Annotated in this window: 13 protein-coding genes; 7 read left to right on the top strand and 6 right to left on the bottom strand. The window is 72.1% G+C overall.

Annotated features, from left to right (window positions below; genetic code table 11):
* Positions 1–87: 87 nt before the first annotated feature.
* Positions 88–2,379 carry an NADP-dependent malic enzyme gene (locus ABZT49_RS33395; RefSeq protein ID WP_355292798.1) on the top strand — a complete coding sequence of 764 codons (2,292 nt, stop codon included), beginning with the start codon at positions 88–90 and terminating at the stop codon, positions 2,377–2,379.
* Between the two features lie 198 nt (positions 2,380–2,577).
* Here ABZT49_RS33395 and ABZT49_RS33390 read toward each other — a convergent pair whose 3' ends face one another.
* Both ABZT49_RS33390 and ABZT49_RS33385 read right to left on the bottom strand, forming a co-directional pair.
* Complete coding sequence (locus tag ABZT49_RS33390; protein ID WP_355292796.1) at positions 2,578–3,162, bottom strand: metallophosphoesterase; 585 nt, start codon at positions 3,160–3,162, stop codon at positions 2,578–2,580.
* A gap of 165 nt (positions 3,163–3,327) precedes the next feature.
* Complete coding sequence (locus ABZT49_RS33385; protein WP_355292795.1) at positions 3,328–3,591, bottom strand: hypothetical protein; 264 nt, start codon at positions 3,589–3,591, stop codon at positions 3,328–3,330.
* A gap of 224 nt (positions 3,592–3,815) precedes the next feature.
* Here ABZT49_RS33385 and ABZT49_RS33380 point away from each other — a divergent pair, with 224 nt between their 5' ends.
* The 4 genes from ABZT49_RS33380 to ABZT49_RS33365 all read left to right on the top strand — a co-directional run bounded on the left by ABZT49_RS33380 (position 3,816) and on the right by ABZT49_RS33365 (position 12,072).
* A complete protein-coding gene (locus tag ABZT49_RS33380; RefSeq protein WP_407943627.1) occupies positions 3,816–5,825 on the top strand; it encodes a putative bifunctional diguanylate cyclase/phosphodiesterase in 2,010 nt (669 codons plus the stop codon).
* A 129-nt stretch (positions 5,826–5,954) separates the two neighbouring features.
* Positions 5,955–7,187: a fumarylacetoacetate hydrolase family protein gene (locus ABZT49_RS33375; RefSeq protein WP_355292793.1), complete on the top strand. Its 1,233-nt coding sequence runs from the start codon at positions 5,955–5,957 to the stop codon at positions 7,185–7,187.
* 77 nt (positions 7,188–7,264) lie between these two features.
* Positions 7,265–9,400 (top strand): carbohydrate porin, encoded by a 2,136-nt coding sequence (locus ABZT49_RS33370; RefSeq protein WP_407943631.1) that lies wholly within the window; start codon positions 7,265–7,267, stop codon positions 9,398–9,400.
* Between the two features lie 719 nt (positions 9,401–10,119).
* Positions 10,120–12,072: an acyltransferase family protein gene (locus tag ABZT49_RS33365; protein WP_355292789.1), complete on the top strand. Its 1,953-nt coding sequence runs from the start codon at positions 10,120–10,122 to the stop codon at positions 12,070–12,072.
* A gap of 7 nt (positions 12,073–12,079) precedes the next feature.
* Here ABZT49_RS33365 and ABZT49_RS33360 read toward each other — a convergent pair whose 3' ends face one another.
* Positions 12,080–13,129 (bottom strand): PAS domain-containing protein, encoded by a 1,050-nt coding sequence (locus tag ABZT49_RS33360; protein ID WP_355292788.1) that lies wholly within the window; start codon positions 13,127–13,129, stop codon positions 12,080–12,082.
* A gap of 340 nt (positions 13,130–13,469) precedes the next feature.
* Between ABZT49_RS33360 and ABZT49_RS33355 the strand changes: the two genes are divergently transcribed.
* Entirely contained in the window at positions 13,470–14,633 is a 1,164-nt protein-coding gene (locus tag ABZT49_RS33355) for an acyl-CoA dehydrogenase family protein (RefSeq protein WP_355292786.1), read from the top strand.
* A 75-nt stretch (positions 14,634–14,708) separates the two neighbouring features.
* Complete coding sequence (locus ABZT49_RS33350) at positions 14,709–15,410, top strand: alpha/beta fold hydrolase (RefSeq protein ID WP_355292784.1); 702 nt, start codon at positions 14,709–14,711, stop codon at positions 15,408–15,410.
* Positions 15,411–15,435: 25 nt separating this feature from the next.
* Here ABZT49_RS33350 and ABZT49_RS33345 read toward each other — a convergent pair whose 3' ends face one another.
* The 3 genes from ABZT49_RS33345 to ABZT49_RS33335 form a co-directional block, all read right to left on the bottom strand.
* Positions 15,436–15,717, bottom strand: coding sequence for a hypothetical protein (locus ABZT49_RS33345; protein ID WP_355292782.1), 282 nt, complete (start codon positions 15,715–15,717; stop codon positions 15,436–15,438).
* Positions 15,718–15,778: 61 nt separating this feature from the next.
* Positions 15,779–16,669: an NAD(P)H-hydrate dehydratase gene (locus tag ABZT49_RS33340; protein WP_355292781.1), complete on the bottom strand. Its 891-nt coding sequence runs from the start codon at positions 16,667–16,669 to the stop codon at positions 15,779–15,781.
* Entirely contained in the window at positions 16,666–17,430 is a 765-nt protein-coding gene (locus ABZT49_RS33335; RefSeq protein WP_355292779.1) for a histidine phosphatase family protein, read from the bottom strand. The genes ABZT49_RS33340 and ABZT49_RS33335 overlap by 4 nt, the downstream gene beginning before the upstream one ends.
* Positions 17,431–17,539: the final 109 nt, after the last annotated feature.

The following is a 17,539-nucleotide window of genomic DNA, read 5'->3' as shown; positions in this document are numbered from 1 at the left end:
CGCAGCTCCGCTTGAGCCGGCCGGATCATGGCCCTAAGGGACGGGTCCCGCCGTCAGCGTGAACCGTCGTCGAAAGAAGAGCTTGGCATGAGCGAGTCCCGCCCCGTCACCCGCCGCAAGCGCCCGACCTTCACCGACCAGGAGGCGCTGCAGTTCCACCAGCACGGCCGCCCGGGCAAGCTGGAGGTGGTGGCGACGAAGCCGATGGCGACGCAGCGCGACCTGTCGCTCGCCTACTCGCCCGGCGTCGCCGTGCCGGTGCTCGCCATCGCCGACGATCCGGCGCTGGCCTACGACTACACCGCCAAGGGCAACCTCGTGGCGGTGATCTCGAACGGCACCGCGATCCTCGGCCTCGGCAACCGCGGCGCGCTCGCCTCGAAGCCGGTGATGGAGGGCAAGGCGGTCCTGTTCAAGCGCTTCGCCGACATCGATTCCTTCGACCTCGAGGTCGGGACGGAGGATGCCGAGGCGTTCATCAACTGCGTGCGCTACCTCGGCCCCACCTTCGGCGGCATCAACCTGGAGGACATCAAGGCCCCCGAGTGCTTCATCATCGAGGAGCGCCTGCGGGAACTGATGGACATCCCGGTCTTCCACGACGACCAGCACGGCACCGCGATCATCTCGTCGGCGGGCATCATTAACGCCCTGCACATCACGGGCCGCGACATCGCGGAGGCCAAGCTCGTCGTCAACGGCGCGGGGGCGGCCGGCATCGCCTGCATCGAGCTCGTCAAGGCGCTGGGCTTCCGCTCCGAGAACGTGATCCTGTGCGACACCAAGGGCGTGGTGTTCCAGGGCCGTACCGAGGGCATGAACCAGTGGAAGTCGGCCCACGCGGTCGCGACCTCGAAGCGCACGCTGGCCGAGGCGATGGACGGCGCCGACATCGTGTTCGGCCTGTCGGTCAAGGGCGCCTTCACGCCTGAGATGATCGCCTCGATGGCGCCGCAGCCGATCATCTTCGCGATGGCGAATCCCGATCCGGAGATCACCGTCGAGGAAGTCGGCCAGGTGCGCGACGACGCCATCGTGGCGACCGGGCGCTCGGATTACCCGAACCAGGTCAACAACGTCCTCGGCTTCCCCTATATCTTCCGCGGCGCGCTCGACGTGCACGCGACCACGATCAACATGGAGATGAAGATCGCGGCGGCGCAGGCGCTGGCGGCTTTGGCCCGCGAGGACGTGCCGGACGAGGTGGCGGCGGCCTATCAGGGCGCCCGGCCGCGCTTCGGGCGCGAGTACATCATCCCGGTGCCGTTCGATCCGCGCCTGATCCACACCGTGCCGCCGGCCGTCGCCAAGGCCGCGATGGAGACCGGCGTCGCCCGCAAGCCGATCGACAACATGGACCGCTACCGGGCCCAGCTCTCGGCGCGGCGCGACCCCGTCGCCGGCACCCTCAACCGGGTGTTCGAGCGGGTGCGCAAGTTCCCCAAGCGTGTCGTCTTCGCCGAGGGCGAGGAGGAGGTGGTGATCCGCGCCGCGGTCTCCTTCGTCAACCAGGGCCTCGGCACCGCGATCCTGGTCGGCCGCGAGGACCGGGTGATGGCCAATGCCGAGGCCGCCGGCATCGATCTCACCGGCCGCGACAACATCGAGATCCACAACGCCGCGAAGTCGCATCGCAACAGCGTCTATGCGCAGTTCCTCTACGCCCGGATGCAGCGCAAGGGCTACCTGTTCCGCGACTGCCAGCGCCTGATCAACCAGGACCGCAACCACTTCGCCGCCTCGATGGTGGCGCTCGGCGACGCCGACGCGATGGTGACCGGCACCACCCGCAACTACTCGATCGCCCTCGAGGACGTGCGCCGGGTCATCGACCACAAGCCCGGGCACCGGGTGATCGGCATCTCGCTCTGCCTCGCGAAGGGCCGCGTGGTGCTCGTCGCCGACACGGCGATCCACGAGATGCCGAGCGCCGAAGAGCTCGCCGGCATCGCCATCGAGGCGGCGGGCGTGGCGCGGCGCCTCGGCTACGAGCCACGGGTGGCGATGCTGTCCTTCTCGACCTTCGGCTTCCCCAAGGCCGAGCGCGCCGAGAAGGTGCAGGAGGCGGTCAAGATCCTCGACGGCATGCGGGTCGACTTCGAGTATGACGGCGAGATGGCGGCCGACGTGGCGCTGAACAAGGACCTGCTCGCGCAGTATCCGTTCAGCCGCCTCAAGCAGCCGGCCAACGTCCTGGTGATGCCGGCCTTCCACTCGGCCTCGATCTCCACCAAGATGCTGCAGGAGCTCGGCGGCGCCCAGGTTCTCGGGCCGCTGATCGTCGGCCTCGACAAGGCGGTGCAGATCGTCCCGCTCGGGGCGACCGATTCCGACCTCGTCAACATGGCGGCTCTGGCGGCGTACAACATCGGCGGGTGATCGCCGTCCCGGAGCCCGATGGGCTCCGTTTCCCCCCAACCACCCCCCTCATCCTGAGGTGTCAGTCGGTCTGCGATCGACTGACCTCGAAGGAGGCCTCCAGGGATCGCCGAGGTGTCTGGAGGCCTCCTTCGAGGCCGCTGCGCGGCACCTCAGGATGAGGGCGTGGGTGGGACAAAACTCTTTGTCTCGACGCTCTCAATCCCCGCCCGCCGCGCGGGCGGCCTCCTCCCGCGCCCGGTCCCGGGCCAGTTCCTCCGGCACCAGCGTCGCGGCGTCCTGGCGCGCGGCGAGCGCCGCCAGCCGCACCGGGCGGTACTCCCAGGCATCGACCCCGACGTCGCAGGAGCGGATGGTGTCGGGCAGCGTGCCGTGGGTATGGCCGTAGAGGTGGCGGGTGCCGCGCCACAGGCCCGGCCAGGCCCGGTGGGCGTAGTGCGCGAGGAACAGCCGCCACTCCCGGCCCTCCTCCCGCAGGGTGATCCGCGCGCTCTCGACCGGAGGGTCGGCCCAGGGCAGGTCGAGGACACGGTTGCTGTCGTGGTTGCCGCGCACCAGGCGCTTGACGCCGTTCAGCCGGGAAAAGACCGCGGCGCAATGCTCGCGCTCGGCATGGGCCGCGAAATCGCCGACGTGCCAGACCTCGTCCTCGGGTCCGACCACGGCGTTCCAGTTCGCCACCAGGGTCTCGTCGTGCGCCTCAAGCGAGGCGAAAAGCCGGCCGCGCTGGCGCAGGATGTGGGCATCGCCGAAATGCGTGTCGGCGGTGAAGTAGACGGCCATGCGTGTTCGCGTTCGCCCGCGTGACGGATGCGGGATCAGATGGGGCGAGCGGACGCGCCGGCACGGGACGGATCGCCGCGCCGGCGGATTCGCCGCTCGTCCATCGAGGGCTAGGCCTCCGGCGGTCGGGAGACCGCCGGACGCCGAGCCTCGGTAATCCTGGCCTCAGTAATTGTAGCCCCGGGCCTGGCCGTAGCCGTCGCGCGGGCGCACGCGGGCGCCGTAATCGACGTCGCGCTGGGCGCGGCGCTTGGCGAGCGCCCGGCCGGCGAGGCAGCCCGCCACCGCACCGACGACGCCGCGCTCGGCGAGGTAATGCCCGGCGATGCCGCCGATGATCGCGCCCTTGATGCAGCCCTTCGCCTCGGCCGCGCCGACGCCCATCAGCGTCACGACCGCCACTACAGCCGCCTTCGCCACGTTCCGCATGATGTCTCCTCGCGCTCTCGCGATGCAATTAACCGCCAGGCTCGGACACCGTTCCGCCACGGCAGCGCGCGACGGGGAGCGGCGGGAGCGGGCTGCGCTCGGGTACCACGACCATGGATGCCATGACCTTGGCCGTCTTGACCCCGGCCGGCTTGACCCGGACCGTGGTCAGCGATTCTTTACCATCCGCTGTTACGGCAGCAGGGCTGACCCGCCGAGGTGACATGTCAGGACCAGGCAGCCAGGGACCGGGCTCCGACATGCCGGGCGACGGCCCGGATCTGCGCGCCTCGATCCGGCGCGATCAGCTCGATGCAGTGCGCCGCAGCGTGCAGCACGCGATGCCGGTCAACGCGATCCTCGGCGCCACCAGCGCCCTCGTCGCCGCGCAGGCGGGACACGCCGCCGCCGGCCTCGCCTGGTTCGCGGCATCGTCGGTCGTCAACCTCACTCGCTTCGGCCTGTGCCGGGCATCGTGCGCCGGCCTCGCCGTCCCCGAGGACGCGCCGCCCGAGCAGGCCCGGGCCGGCGCCCGCGCGATCGACCGGCACCTGCGCCTCGCCACCCTGGCGGCCTTCCTGTCGGGTCTGGTCTGGTCCCTGGTGGCGCTCCTGTGCGACGGTTACACCGCGCCGCAGACCCTGTTCTACCTCGTGGTCGTGTGCGGCATCACCGCCGGCGCCGTCACCCACGGCATGGCCTATGCGGCGATTCCCGCGAGCTTCATCACGCCGCCGCTCCTGACGGTGGCGGGCTGCCTCGCCTATGCCGGCGGGATCGACCGGATCGGCCTCGCCTTCACGGTCCTGCTCTACCTGGCGGCGCTCCTGCGCAGCGCCGTCGAGACCGAGCGGGGCTTTCGCCGCACCTCCCGGTTGAAGAACGAGGCGACGGCGCTCGCCCGCGCCCGCCAGGAGGCGCACGCGGCGGCGAGCGCGCTGGCCGACGAGATGCGCCGGCGCGCCACCCACGACGCCCTCACCGGGCTGATGAACCGGGCCGGCTTCGCGCAGGGAGCGGAGGCGCGGATCCGGCATCCGGGGCCGGCGCCCTGCCTGATGCTGCTCGACCTCGACGGCTTCAAGTCGGTCAACGACGTCTACGGCCACTCGACCGGCGACCGGGTGCTGATCGAGGTGGCGCGGCGCCTGCGCCGGACCCTGCCGGCGGAGGCGCTGGCGGCCCGCTTCGGCGGCGACGAGTTCGCAATCCTGTACGATCCGGCCGCCGGCCAGGCGCCCGCAGACCTGGCATCGGCGCTGATCCAGGCGGTGGTCGAGCCGTTCGAGAGCTTCGATACCGGCCGCCTCGGCATCAGCATCGGCCTGTGCCACGCCCACGGGCCGAGCCTGACCGAGATGCTGACCTGCGCCGACGAGGCGCTCTACGCCGCCAAGGCCGCCGGGCGGAACCGCGTCCGGATCTTCGACGAGGGCCTGCGCGGGCGCCTGGAGATGCGGCGCGACAGCGAGCGCGACCTCTCCCACGCGCTCGCCGAGAACGGCCTGGCGGTCTGGTTCCAGCCGATCTTCGGCGAGGGCGGCGGCCGCGTCGCCGGCCTCGAGGCCCTGGTGCGCTGGAACCACCCGGTCCACGGCTGGATCCCGCCCGGCGAGATCGTCGCCGCCGCCGCCCGGGCCGGCCTGACCGAGTCGCTCTTGCGCTTCATCCTGGAGCAGGTCTGCGGCGCGATGCAGGCCCTGCGGGCCAGCGGCGTGCCCGACATCCGGGTGGCGATGAACGTCTCGCCGCGGGAGATGGCGCAGATCCCGGTCGACGAGATCGTGCTCGACCGCCTGCGGGCGCTGGGCTTAGGCCCCGCCCTCCTCGAGATCGAGATCACCGAGGAGACCGCCCTCGACATCGAGGCGGTGCAGGGCAAGCTCGCGGCCCTCTCCCGCGCCGGGATCCGGGTGGCGCTGGACGATTTCGGCATCGGCTACTCGTCGCTGGCGTCCTTGCGCCAGCTGCGGGCCGGCCGGGTCAAGATCGACCGCAGCCTCGTCACCGGCCTGTCGGAGTCCGACGACAAGCGCGGGCTGGTCCAGGCGGTGCTGGGCCTCGGCCGGGCGCTCGGCCTCGAAGTGGTGGCCGAGGGCGTCGAGACCGCCGAGGACCTCGCCACCCTGCGAACTCTCGGCTGCCCGTTCGTGCAGGGCTACCATCTCGGCCGCCCGGTCCCCGCCGAGCAGGCGCTCCGGCAGGCCCTGGCCTGCCGCCCGGACGCGGCCTGACCGCGAAGCGTCGATTCCATCGGGCGAAGCCGGCAGGATCCGCTTTCCCGCCGCACCCGATCGGCTTAGGTCTCAACCCGACGCCGCGCGCCCGCCGAACGGGCGCCGGCCCCGGGAGGAGACCAGACCATGCAGCCGATTCTCGACGCTTACGACGCCCGCGCCATCCTGCCGGAGGACGGCCTCGCCGGCGCGCTCGCCGGCCGCGTCTGGCGGCCGGAGCTGAACGGCCCGAGCACCGTCGCGGTGCGGCCGGGCGCCGACGGGCAGCCGGAACTCGTCGACATCACCCGCGCCTTCCCGACCATCCGCGACCTGTGCGAGACGCCCGACCCGGCGAGCGCCCTGCGGGGCGCGGCGGGCGAGACGATCGCTCCCCTCGACGCGGTGCTCGCCAACACGCCGCCGGACACCCGCGACGCCGCCAAGCCCTGGCTCCTGGCGCCGATCGACCTTCAGGCGGTCAAGGCCGCCGGTGTGACCTTCGCGGTCTCGATGCTGGAGCGGGTGATCGAGGAGCGGGCCCGCGGCAACCCGGACGCCGCGGCGGCGATCCGGGTCGAGGTCGGGCGCCTCGTCGGCAACGACCTGCGCCGGCTGAAGCCCGGCTCGCCCGAGGCGATGGCGCTGAAGAGCGTGCTGGTGGCGCAAGGCGCCTGGAGCCAGTACCTCGAGGTCGGCATCGGTCCCGACGCCGAGATCTTCACCAAGGCGCAGCCGCTCTCCTCCGTCGGCTGCGGCCAGGAGGCGGGCCTGCATCCGGGCTCGCAGTGGAACAACCCGGAGCCGGAAGTGGCTCTGGTGGTGGCCTCCGACCAGCGCATTGTCGGGGCGACCCTTGGCAACGACGTCAACCTGCGCGACTTCGAGGGCCGCTCGGCCCTGCTGCTCGGCAAGGCCAAGGACAACGCCGCCTCCTGCGCGCTCGGGCCGTTCGTGCGGCTGTTCGACGAGACGTTCAGCCTCGACCATGTCCGCCGCACGGTGGTGAGCCTGGAGGTGACGGGCGAGGACGGGTTCCGGCTCGCCGGCACCTCGCCGCTTTCCGAGATCAGCCGCGACCCGGCCGACCTGGTGGATGCGATGATGGGCGGGACCCACCAGTACCCGGACGGCGCGGTGCTCTTCCTCGGCACGATGTTCGCGCCGGTCGAGGATCGGGGCGCCCCGGGCCAGGGCTTCACCCACAAGGTCGGCGACCGGGTGGTGATCCGCTCTCCTAGCCTCGGGGCGCTGGTCAACCGCATGCGCCACTGCCAGGATTGCGAGCCCTGGACCTTCGGGGCGGCGGCGCTGATGCGCAACCTCGCCGCCCGCGGGCTGCTGAACGGTGAGAATCCGGTCATGACGGCGCGGCCGTGACATTACCGTCACGGAAACCGTAGACGCCATCCCCAGACAAGCGTGGCCGGTTGCCAGGAATATAGCATTGGCTATACCTGGCCCCGGAACGACGGGGGACGTGGGCGATGCGGCGGACGGGCGGAGCGGGAATCGGGGTGGCTCTCGGGTTGTGCGCGGGCCTCGCGCAGGCGGCCGACCTGCGCCCTCCCGCTCTCTCCACCCCGGCTGCTCCTGCCACCCCGACCTTCGTCGACTGGTCCGGTCCGTATCTCGGGATCGAGGGCAGCGCCGGCGCCTCGTTCGGCAATTACCGCTTCGGGCCGAGCACGATCGGCGGCCAGCCGATCCCGGCCTTCCAAAGCGGTGACTCGACGCGGCGCTCGGATACCGGCCGCACCGCCACCACGGCGGTCGGCGGGCTGTTCGGCGGCTATAACTGGCAGACGGGGCCGTATCTCTACGGCCTGGAGGCCGACCTCTACGGCGCCAACCTCAAGCGCCCGGTGCCCTCGAATGCGGTCGGCTTCGGTTACGAGGACGTCGATCCGCCCTTCAGCGTGATCCGGGGGAAGACCGACCTCTACGGCGCGCTGCGCGCCCGCCTCGGCTACTCGTTCGAGAGCTATCTCGTCTACGCCACCTTCGGGCTCGCCGGAGCCAATGCGCGGGTGCTCGCGACCTATCCGGACCTCGCCACGGGCGCGGTGGCGAGCGCGCGACGCGACCTGTCGTTCCTCGGCTTCACCCTGGGTGCGGGCGTGCAATACGCCATCACCCCGAACCTCGCGCTCGGCCTCGATTACCGCTACGTCGATCTCGGCCGCTCCGGCCGCTTCGACTTAGGGAACGTGCCGGGCCTCGGCCCGGTGACGACGCAGGCCGCCTTCTCCTCGCACCAGATGATGGCGCGGCTGTCCTGGTACCCCTACGGCCTGAAGCTGCCGGCGGAGGTGGCCGAGGACGCCCCGGCGAGCCGCGACACCGGCCGCTACTCCTTCCACGGCCAGACCACCTTCGTGATGCAGGGCGTGCCGGGCTTCCGCGCGCCCTATCGCGGCGAGAACAGCCTGGTGGGAAACCAGGTCCAGTCCACCACCACCGCGACCCTGTTCCTCGGCGTGAAGCTGACCGACAGCACCGAGCTCTACTACAACCCGGAGTTCTCCCAGGGATTCGGCCTGTCGCGCACCCTCGGCGTCGCCGGCTTCGTCAACGGCGAGGCCCAGAAGGCCGGCGCGCCGTTCCCGAAACTGCGCTCGAACCGCTACTTCATCCGCCAGACCTTCGGCCTCGGCGGCGCCACCGAGGACGTGCCGGACGGTGTCAACCAGGTGGCGATGACCCGCGACGTCGAGCGGATCTCGGTGGTGGCCGGCAAGTTCGCGCTCGGCGACTTCTTCGACGGCAACGTCTACGCCCACGACCCGCGGGTCGACTTCATGAACTGGTCGATCTGGGGCTCCTCGGCCTGGGACTTCCCGGCCAACCTCCCCGGATTCACCCAAGGCGTGATGGTCGAGTACAACCGGCCGGAATTCGCCATTCGCGCCGCCTACACCCAGGTGCCGAAGGAGCCCTCGAACGACGTGCTCGACCCGCGGGTGTTCGAGCGCGCCGGCACCAACATCGAGTTCGAGGAGCGCCACGTCCTCCCGGGGCTCGACCAGCCGGGCAAGCTGCGCATCGGCCTGTTCAGCAATGTCGGCAACACCGCCAATTACCGCCAGGTCGTCGGCCTGACCCAGAGCGGGATCTACGACGACATCAACGACGCGGCGGCCGCGACGCGCCGGCCCCGGCGCAAGACCGGCGCCTACATCAACCTGGAACAGGCGCTGACGCCGGATCTCGGCCTGTTCGCCCGGGCCAGCGTCTCCGACGGGCGCAACGAGAGCCTGTCCTTCACCGACGTCGACCGCAGCCTGTCGGGCGGGCTCTCGCTCAAGGGCACCGCCTGGGAGCGGCCGGGCGACACGCTCGGCATCGGCGCGGCGATCAACGGCCTGTCGCCGTCGCACCGGGCGTTCTTCGCCAATGGGGGCTTGGGCCTGCTGATCGGCGACGGGCGCCTGAACTACGGCACGGAACGCGCCCTCGAGACCTACTACGCGCTCAGCCTCACCAAGGCGGTGACGGTGTCGTTCAACTACCAGCTGGTGGTGAACCCCGCCTATAACCGCGACCGCGGCCCCGCCAACTTCTTCGGCACCCGCCTGCACGCCGATTTCTAAGCAGAGTTGCACAGGGCAACTCTGCTTAGTTCCTTATTTTTGCATCATTTTCGTCGCCGAACCGGTGACCACTTCGGCGAATGATGCTTAGAGGCCTTGCGCCTTTCGGGGGATGAGCGCGCGGGCGGCCGGTTCCGTCCGGCCGCCCCGCGCAATTCCGTCCCCGTCCGAGTCCGCCGCGGGACGCCGGACCGCTCAAGCTCGTCGATCGCGACGTGCCGCAAGATGTCCTCGTCTTAACCGAAGCGGGAAATCGGGAGCGAAGATCCCGCGCGGGGACCGCGACGGCCCGGACCAGACCTCGACCGGCGCGCGTCTGGCGCACCAACCTGAGCTTTACTGCACGAGGACCCGGCTCCCGGTCCCGAATGCCGCCGCGCGGACGAGAGCGGGCCTGTTTCGCTGCCAGGCCAGTACCGCCAGGAGTCCGAATACTCCGCCTCGTCGCAAGCGGAGAGACTCCCGACCGGCGCCTCCGGCCCCGCCTCAACGACGATCGACAGTCGCCGCAACCCCTACCCACAAAGGATGCACTGCATCCTGTCCGCGTTTTTTCTAAATTGTGACTGTCGAGGGATGGAAAAACGTCCGCACACGTCAGAAACCTGCTCGAACAACTTCGCTCGACCAGAGCGAGCGTCATCATCCATGGCAGGACGACGATCACGGGCCGTCATTCGGGGGCGCGAACCATGCAAACTGCTGTGAGCGGGCAGGCGATGGCCGCGGGCTATCGGCCCGACATCGACGGCCTGCGCGCCGTCGCCGTGCTGGCGGTGATCCTCTACCATGTCGGCGTGCCCTGGATGCCGGGCGGCTTCGTCGGGGTCGACGTGTTCTTCGTCATCTCCGGCTACGTCATCGCCCGCGGGCTGATGCGGGAGGCGGCCGGCGGCGGCATCCACCTCGCAGATTTCTACGCGCGGCGCATCCGGCGCATCCTGCCGGCCCTGGTCGCGACCCTCGCCCTGACCTCGCTGGCGGCGTACTGGCTCCTGCTGCCGCCGCAGCTCGAGGATTACGCCGGCAGCGCGGCGGCTTCGGCCTTGTCGGTGGCGAACCTCTATTTCTGGCGCGCCTCGGGCTATTTCGATGCCGCGGCACTGTACCGGCCGCTGCTGCACACCTGGTCGCTGTCGGTCGAGGAGCAGTTCTATTGCGTCCTGCCGGTGTCGCTGCTGCTGCTGGTGCGCCTGCGGATGCGGCCGCTCTGGCTGCCCTTCGCGGCGGTCGCCCTCCTGTCGTTCGGTCTGAGCCTCTATGCCGGCCGTTACGCGCCGACGGCGAATTTCTACCTGCTGCCGACCCGGGCCTGGGAGCTCCTCGTCGGCACCCTGCTGGCGATGGCGCCGCAGGGCACGGCGCGCCCGCTGCCGCCGCTCCTTGGCCATCCGGTCCTGCGTCAGCTCGCCGGCCTCGCCGGGCTCGCCGGCATCCTGGCGCCGTCGCTCCTCTACACCGACGCCACGCCCTTTCCCGGCGCCGGCGCCCTGCCCCCCTGCCTCGGCACCGCCCTGCTGATCCGCCTCGGCGAGACGCGGGGGTCCCGCCCCGCCGCAGCGTCCCGCCTGCTGGCGCTCCCGCCCCTCGTCGCCGTCGGGCTGATCTCCTACTCGGCCTACCTGGTGCACTGGCCGCTGATCGTGCTCGGCCGGATCGCCCTGATGCGCGACTTCACCACTCCCGAGACCACCGCGGTAATCGCCGCGACGCTCGCCCTCGCCGCCCTGTCGTACCGCTTCGTCGAGCAGCCCTTCCGGCGGCCGCACCGGCCGGTCCCGGCGCGGCCGCGGCGGCTCGGCCCGGTCTTCGCATCTAGCCTCCTCGCCACCCTGGCGATGGCGGGCCTCGGCTGGGCCGGGGTGACGAGCGGCGGCCTGCCCGGGCGCTTCCCGGATTTCCGCCTCCGGTCGATTCCCGGCACAGAGACCTGGAACCACCGCACCTGCTTCCTGTTCGCCGACCAGACCTGGCAGGCCTGGGACCCCGAGGGCTGCACCCGCACCGCGGGCGGGGACGGCATGGCGCTGAACGACCGCGTGCTGCTGTGGGGCGACAGCTTCGCGGCGCATTACGTGCCCGGCCTGATCCACCACGCCGACCGGCTGCCCGGCCGCCTCGTCCAGTACACGGCGGCGGGGTGCCAGCCGATTCTGGGCACCGCCTCGCACGTCGTGCCGCATTGCCGCGCCTTCAACGATAACGCCCTGGCGCTGATCCGCCGGCTCGGGATCCGCCACGTGGTGCTGGCGGCCCGCTGGGGGGCGCAGCGCGACCGCTCCGTGCCCGAGCGCCTGCGCGAGACGGTGGCGCAGGTCGCCGCCCTCGGGGCCCGCGTCCACGTCGTCGGGCATTCGCCGGAATTCCCCCTCGACCCGGCCTTCATGGCCTATCACCAGCGCCGCGACCCGCCGCACGCCGCCGGCCGCTGGCGCCCGGTCGAGACCGGCTCCCTGAACGACGCCCTGCGGGCGGCGCTGCCGGCGGGCGCGACCTTCGTCGATCCGCGCGCCGCCCTCTGCGCGGGCGACACCTGCCCCTTCGCCCAGGGCGACACGTTCCTCTATGCCGATACCGGCCATTTCTCCTCGGCCGGCGCAATGCTCGCGGTCGAGCGCCTCCTCGGGGCCGGGCTGCTCGCCCCGCCCCGCTCCGCCGCGGCCGCCCCCTGACGCGAGATCACGACCGCGCGACGGCGACCTCGCCGTCGTCGAGGACGACGAAGCGGATGCCGGCGCCGCGCAGGGCCGCGATCGCCTTGTGGCGGGAGCGGGCGCCGTTGCCCTCGGCGTCCTCCTCGAGGCGCCGCACCGTCGAGAGCGACAGGCCGCTCGCCTCCGCCAGCGCCGTCATCGACCAGTCGAGCAGCGCCCGGGCGGCGCGCAGGTGGTGGCCCGCCACCGCCTGTTCCAGGCCCCCGCGCAGGGGCTCGGGCGCCGTCAGGGGGGCGGCGAGGGCGGCGGGGTAGACGAGCCCGTGGCGCTCGACCAGGCGGCCGCGCTCGTCATGGACCGGGACGGACAGCACGCGGTACCGCTCGGGCTGCCGGTTGCGGTGGTGGAGCAGCGGCGCGGCCTGGAACACGCCTCCGGCGGCGCGGCGCGCGACGCTCTCGCGGAACGCCGCGCGCTCCTCCGGCACCACGTCGGCGAAGGGATCGGCGTCGAGCTCCTCGATCGGGCGTCCGGCGAATTGCGCCGCCTCGGGCGGGAAGCGGAAGCGCCCGTCGAGGTCGACGGGGACGAACAGCACGCGGGCCGCGGCGAACCAGGCGCTGCGCTGGCGCTGGTCGATCCGGCGCAGCCGCATGAGGGCCGCCGAGTCGGTCACGTCGAGGACGAGGCCGGCGGCCGCCCGCGGCCGACCCTCCGCGGTCAGGTGCAGCTCGGTGCGCATCGTGAGCGTGCGCAGGGTCCCGTCCGGCCGCACGATCCGGACCTGGTGCTCGGGCAGGGCGTGGCCCTGCACGAGGTCGGCGGCGCTCGCCAGGTTGGGGCGGTCGTCGGGATGGGCGAGCGCGGTGAGCAGGTCGTAGCTCGGCCGCGTCCGCGCGGGGTCGAGCCCGAGCAGGCGAAACAAGCCGGGCGACCAGCTCTGCCGGTCCGAGGCAAAGTGCCAGGCCCAGCTTCCGGTCAGGCCGGCCGTCTCGGTCAGCCGGAGGAAATCGGCCGGGGCGAAGAACGGATCGGCCGCCCGCATCGCCTGGTGCCGCATCGGGTCCTGCCGCATGGATCCTCGCCGGGTGGGTCCTCGTCCGATGGCTCGCCGCTTCGCCGCGCCGTGGCCCGCAGGAATAAATACAAGCCATGCCGCCCCGCGGGGCAAGGCCGCCCGGCATGGACTGTCGTCGCAGACTTGGTCGGTGACGGACTTGGCCGTCGACGGACTCGGCCGGTGGCAGACCTGGCCGGTGGCAGACTCGGCTGATGGTGGCAGGCTCGGCCCGTGATAGCAGACAGGCCCTCACGGCATGACACCCGCGGCCGCGGATTGTGTAAGCCTGATGGCGACGAACCGACGAGACGGCGCCCGCGCGAGCGCCGCGCCAGGATCAGGATGGAGACGCCCGATGACCGAGACCGACGCCCTCCGGCACCCCGAGATCCGCGAGGAGGTCGCCAAGCTCTGCGCCCGCTTCCCCGACGAGTACTGGCGCCGGCTCGACGCTGACCGCGCCTACCCGACCGACTTCGTGAACGCCCTGACCGAATCCGGCTACCTCTCGGTGCTGATCCCGGAGGAGTATGGCGGCTCCGGCCTGCCGCTCTCGGCCGCTGCCGCGATCCTGGAGGAGGTGCAGCGCTCCGGCTGCAACGGCGCGGCCTGCCACGCCCAGATGTACACGATGGGCACGGTGCTGCGGCACGGCACGGCGGCACAGAAGGAGCGCTACCTGCCCGAGATCGCCGCCGGACGCCTGCGGCTTCAGGCCTTCGGCGTCACCGAGCCGACAAGCGGCACCGACACCACGGCGCTCCGCACCACCGCGCGGCGCGAGGGCGACAAGTTCATCGTCAACGGCCAGAAGATCTGGACCAGCCGGGCCGAGCATTCCGACCTGATGCTGCTCTTGGCCCGCACCACGCCCCGCGACCAGGTGGCGAAGAAGACCGACGGGCTCTCCACCTTCATCGTCGACATGCGGCAGGTGCTCGGCCGCGGCCTGACCATCCGGCCGATCCGCACGATGATGAACCACAATTCCTGTGAGGTCTTTTTCGACAACATGGAGGTGCCGGCCGAGAACCTGGTCGGCGAGGAGGGCAAGGGCTTCCGCTACATCCTGTCGGGCATGAACGCCGAGCGGCTGCTCATCGCCGCCGAGTGCATCGGCGACGCCAAGTGGTTCATCGCCAAGGCGTCGGCCTACGCCCGCGAGCGCCAGGTGTTCGGCCGGCCGATCGGCCAGAACCAGGGCATCCAGTTCCCGATCGCCAAGGCCTACGCCAACATGCGCGCCGCCGAGCTGATGGTGCAGGAGGGGCTTCGCCTCTACGAGGCCGGGGCGAATCCCGGGGCGGAGGCCAACATGGCCAAGATGCTCGCCGCCGACGCCTCGTTCGAGGCGGCCAATGCCTGCATCCAGACCTTCGGCGGCTTCGGCTTCGCCGAGGAATACGACGTCGAGCGCAAGTTCCGCGAGACCCGGCTCTACCAGGTGGCGCCGATCTCCACCAACCTGATCCTGTCCTACATCGCCGAGCACGTGCTCGGCATGCCGCGGTCGTACTGATCGGGCGCCGCCGGGCTCGCTATCCGAGAAAAAGCCCGGTGGCGCCGAACCGGAGATCCGGCCATAGGGGCGAGCATGACCCCGGATCTCGCCCCGCTGCTGTTCCTGCCCGGCCTCCTCAACGACGCGGTTCTGTGGCGCGCCCAGATCGACGCGCTCGCCGACCGGGCCGCCGCCGCGGTGGCGGACCTGACCCTCGACGACAGCGTCGCGGCGATGGCGCGGCGGACCCTCGCCGCCGCGCCGCCGCGCTTCGGCCTCGTCGCCCTGTCGATGGGCGGCTACGTCGCCTTCGAGATCCTGCGCCAGGCGCCCGAGCGCGTCACCCGCCTCGCCCTGTTCGATACCGCCGCCGCGCCGGAGAACGAGGAGCGCGCCGCCACGCGGCGGCAGGGCATGGACCAGCTCAAGGTCGGCCGCTTCGCCGGGGTGACGACGCGCCTGCTGCCGCGGCTCGTCCACGCCTCGCACGTGCACGGGCCGGTGGGCGAGGCGGTGAAGGCGATGGCCGAGCGGGTCGGCGGCGCCGCCTTCCTGCGCCAGCAGCGCGCGATCCTCGACCGGCCCGACAGCCGCCCGGTCCTGGCGACGATCCGGGTGCCGACCCTGGTGGCGGTGGGCGCCGACGACGTGCTGACGCCCCCGGCGCTCGCCCGCGAGATCCATCAGGGTATTGCCGGCGCGCGCCTGCACGTCCTGCCGGAATGCGGGCATCTGCCGCCGCTGGAGCGGCCGGACGAGACGAGCGCGCTGCTGCGGGGGTGGTTGGAGGCCTGAGGCGCGGGGCCGTCGGTCTCCGGCCTCAGCGGTTCCCCGCCGCCGGCCCGCCCGCGGTGCCGCCCGATCCCGGCGGGCCCGCGGTCGGGCTGCCGCCGATCCACACGCCCGGATTGGTGCCGGGCACGGAATTGCCGCTCGGGTTGCCCGGCAGGTTGGTGGTCGGGCGCGAGGTGGGTGGCTTCGTCCCGATGCCGGGGCCCGGCGCGCCGACGGCGTCGCTCGCCGGCGGCACCCGGGCGGTCTGGGCCGCGGCGGCGCCGAGGGCACCCAGCGTGAGGGCGAGCGCGAGGGTGAGTCTGATCATCGGCCTGTCCGTGCGGAAGCGGTCGGCCGTCAACCCCCGGGCGGCGTCCCGGTTCACCCGCTCAGATCGCCCCCTCCGCCACGTCCCGCATCAGCCCGGGCACCTCGCCGGACAGCTCGCGGGCCAGGAAGCCGATCGGCCCGCCCCTCTGCGCTAGGCGCCGCCCCGCCTCGCCGTGGAGGAAGACGCCCCAGGCCGCGGCCTCGGCGGGCTTCGTGCCGCGGGCGAGCAGCCCGACGATGATCCCGGCGAGCACGTCGCCCGAGCCCGAGGTGGCGAGCCCGGCGCCGCCGCCGCGATAGTGCCGGACACCGCCCGCCGGATCGACGATCCAGGTCTCGGCCCCCTTCATCACCACGACGGCGCCGAGGAGGTCGACGGCCCGGCGCGCCGCCGCGAGCGGATCGGCCTCGACGGCGTCGCGCTCCCAGCCGAGGCAGCGGGCCATCTCGCCGGCATGCGGCGTGATCACCACCCGGCCGCCGCGGGCGCGCACCGCGTCGGCCTGCTCGCACAATCCGTCGATGCTCGCCGCGTCGAGGACGAAGGGTCCGTCCGCCGGACCGGTCAGGAGGGCGGCGGTCAGCGCCCGGGTCGGCTCGCCCGCGGCCATGCCGGCGCCGATCAGGATTGCGGCGGCCCGCTCGGTGCGCGGCAGCAGCACCTCGGCGGCCTGCGCGTGGTCGACATGGCCGCCCTCCCCCTCCGGCAGGCGCACCACCAGGGCCTCCGGCACCGCGAGCGCGGCGTGCGGCGCCGTGCTCGCGGCGATCGACATCTGCAGCTTGCCGGCGCCGGCCCGGAGCGCCGCGGTGCCGGCGAGGATCGCCGCTCCCGGCACCTCGACCGAGCCGGCGACGACGAGGGCGCTGCCGCGCGCCTCCTTGCTGCCACCCGACGGGTCCGGCAGGGGCAGGCCGCGCAGGACCTCGGCGGTGATCTCAATTGTCATCGGGCGGCTCCCGTGGCGTCGGGCTCCGCCGTCACCGGGGCGCCGGCCCGGGTCAGCGGCGCGACGAAGTTGTAGCGCTGCAGCACGAGCTTGCCGCTGCTGCCGCGGTTCGGGTCGAAGGCGTATTCGGTGACCGAGCAGTTCGCGACATCGCCCTCGCGGTCGATCTGGAGAATCTCGTCCTCCGTCATCCCCTCGAGCAGGTAGCGCAGGCACAGCACCACGACCTGATGGCCCACCACCAGCACGCGCCGCCCACCATAGTGCAGCGAAACCGTGTCGAGAGCGCTGCGCAGCCGCAGGATCACGTCGCACCAGCTCTCGCCGCCCGGCGGCCGGTGGTAGAACTTGCCGAGGAGGCGGCGCAACTCGGCCTGCTCGGGATGGAGCTGGGTGATGCCCTCCCGGGTGAGCCGGTCGAGAATGCCGAACTCCTTCTCGCGCAGGCGCTCGTCGGCGACGTAGTCGAGCAGGGGGTCGGCGACGCCGCCGGCATCGCGGATCAGCCGGGCGGTGGACTCGGCCCGGCGGTAGGGCGAGGTCAGCACCACGTCGGGCCGCTCCGACAGCGGCTTCTCGGAGAACCATCGCCCGACCGCCGCGGCCTGGCGCTCGCCGAGCGGACTCAGCGGCACGTCGACGTCGCGCTCGGCGATGTCGATATGGGTGTGTCCCGCCGCATCCGCGGCGTCCCGGGCGACGTTGCCGGCGCTCTCGCCGTGCCGCACGATCCAGATCCGGTCCGGCCAGCGTTGCTGCATCGACATACCCCCTCAAGTCTCGGGGAGGTAGCGGAGGCGGGGCGCTCCGCAAGCGCCCGCGGCCTGCGGCGTCTTTCGCCCGCGGCCTGCGGCATCGTCCTGCGCGGGG

This window comes from Methylobacterium sp. EM32 (assembly GCF_040593685.1).
Lineage (GTDB): Bacteria > Pseudomonadota > Alphaproteobacteria > Rhizobiales > Beijerinckiaceae > Methylobacterium.
This window is presented reverse-complemented; position numbering and strand designations above follow the sequence as displayed.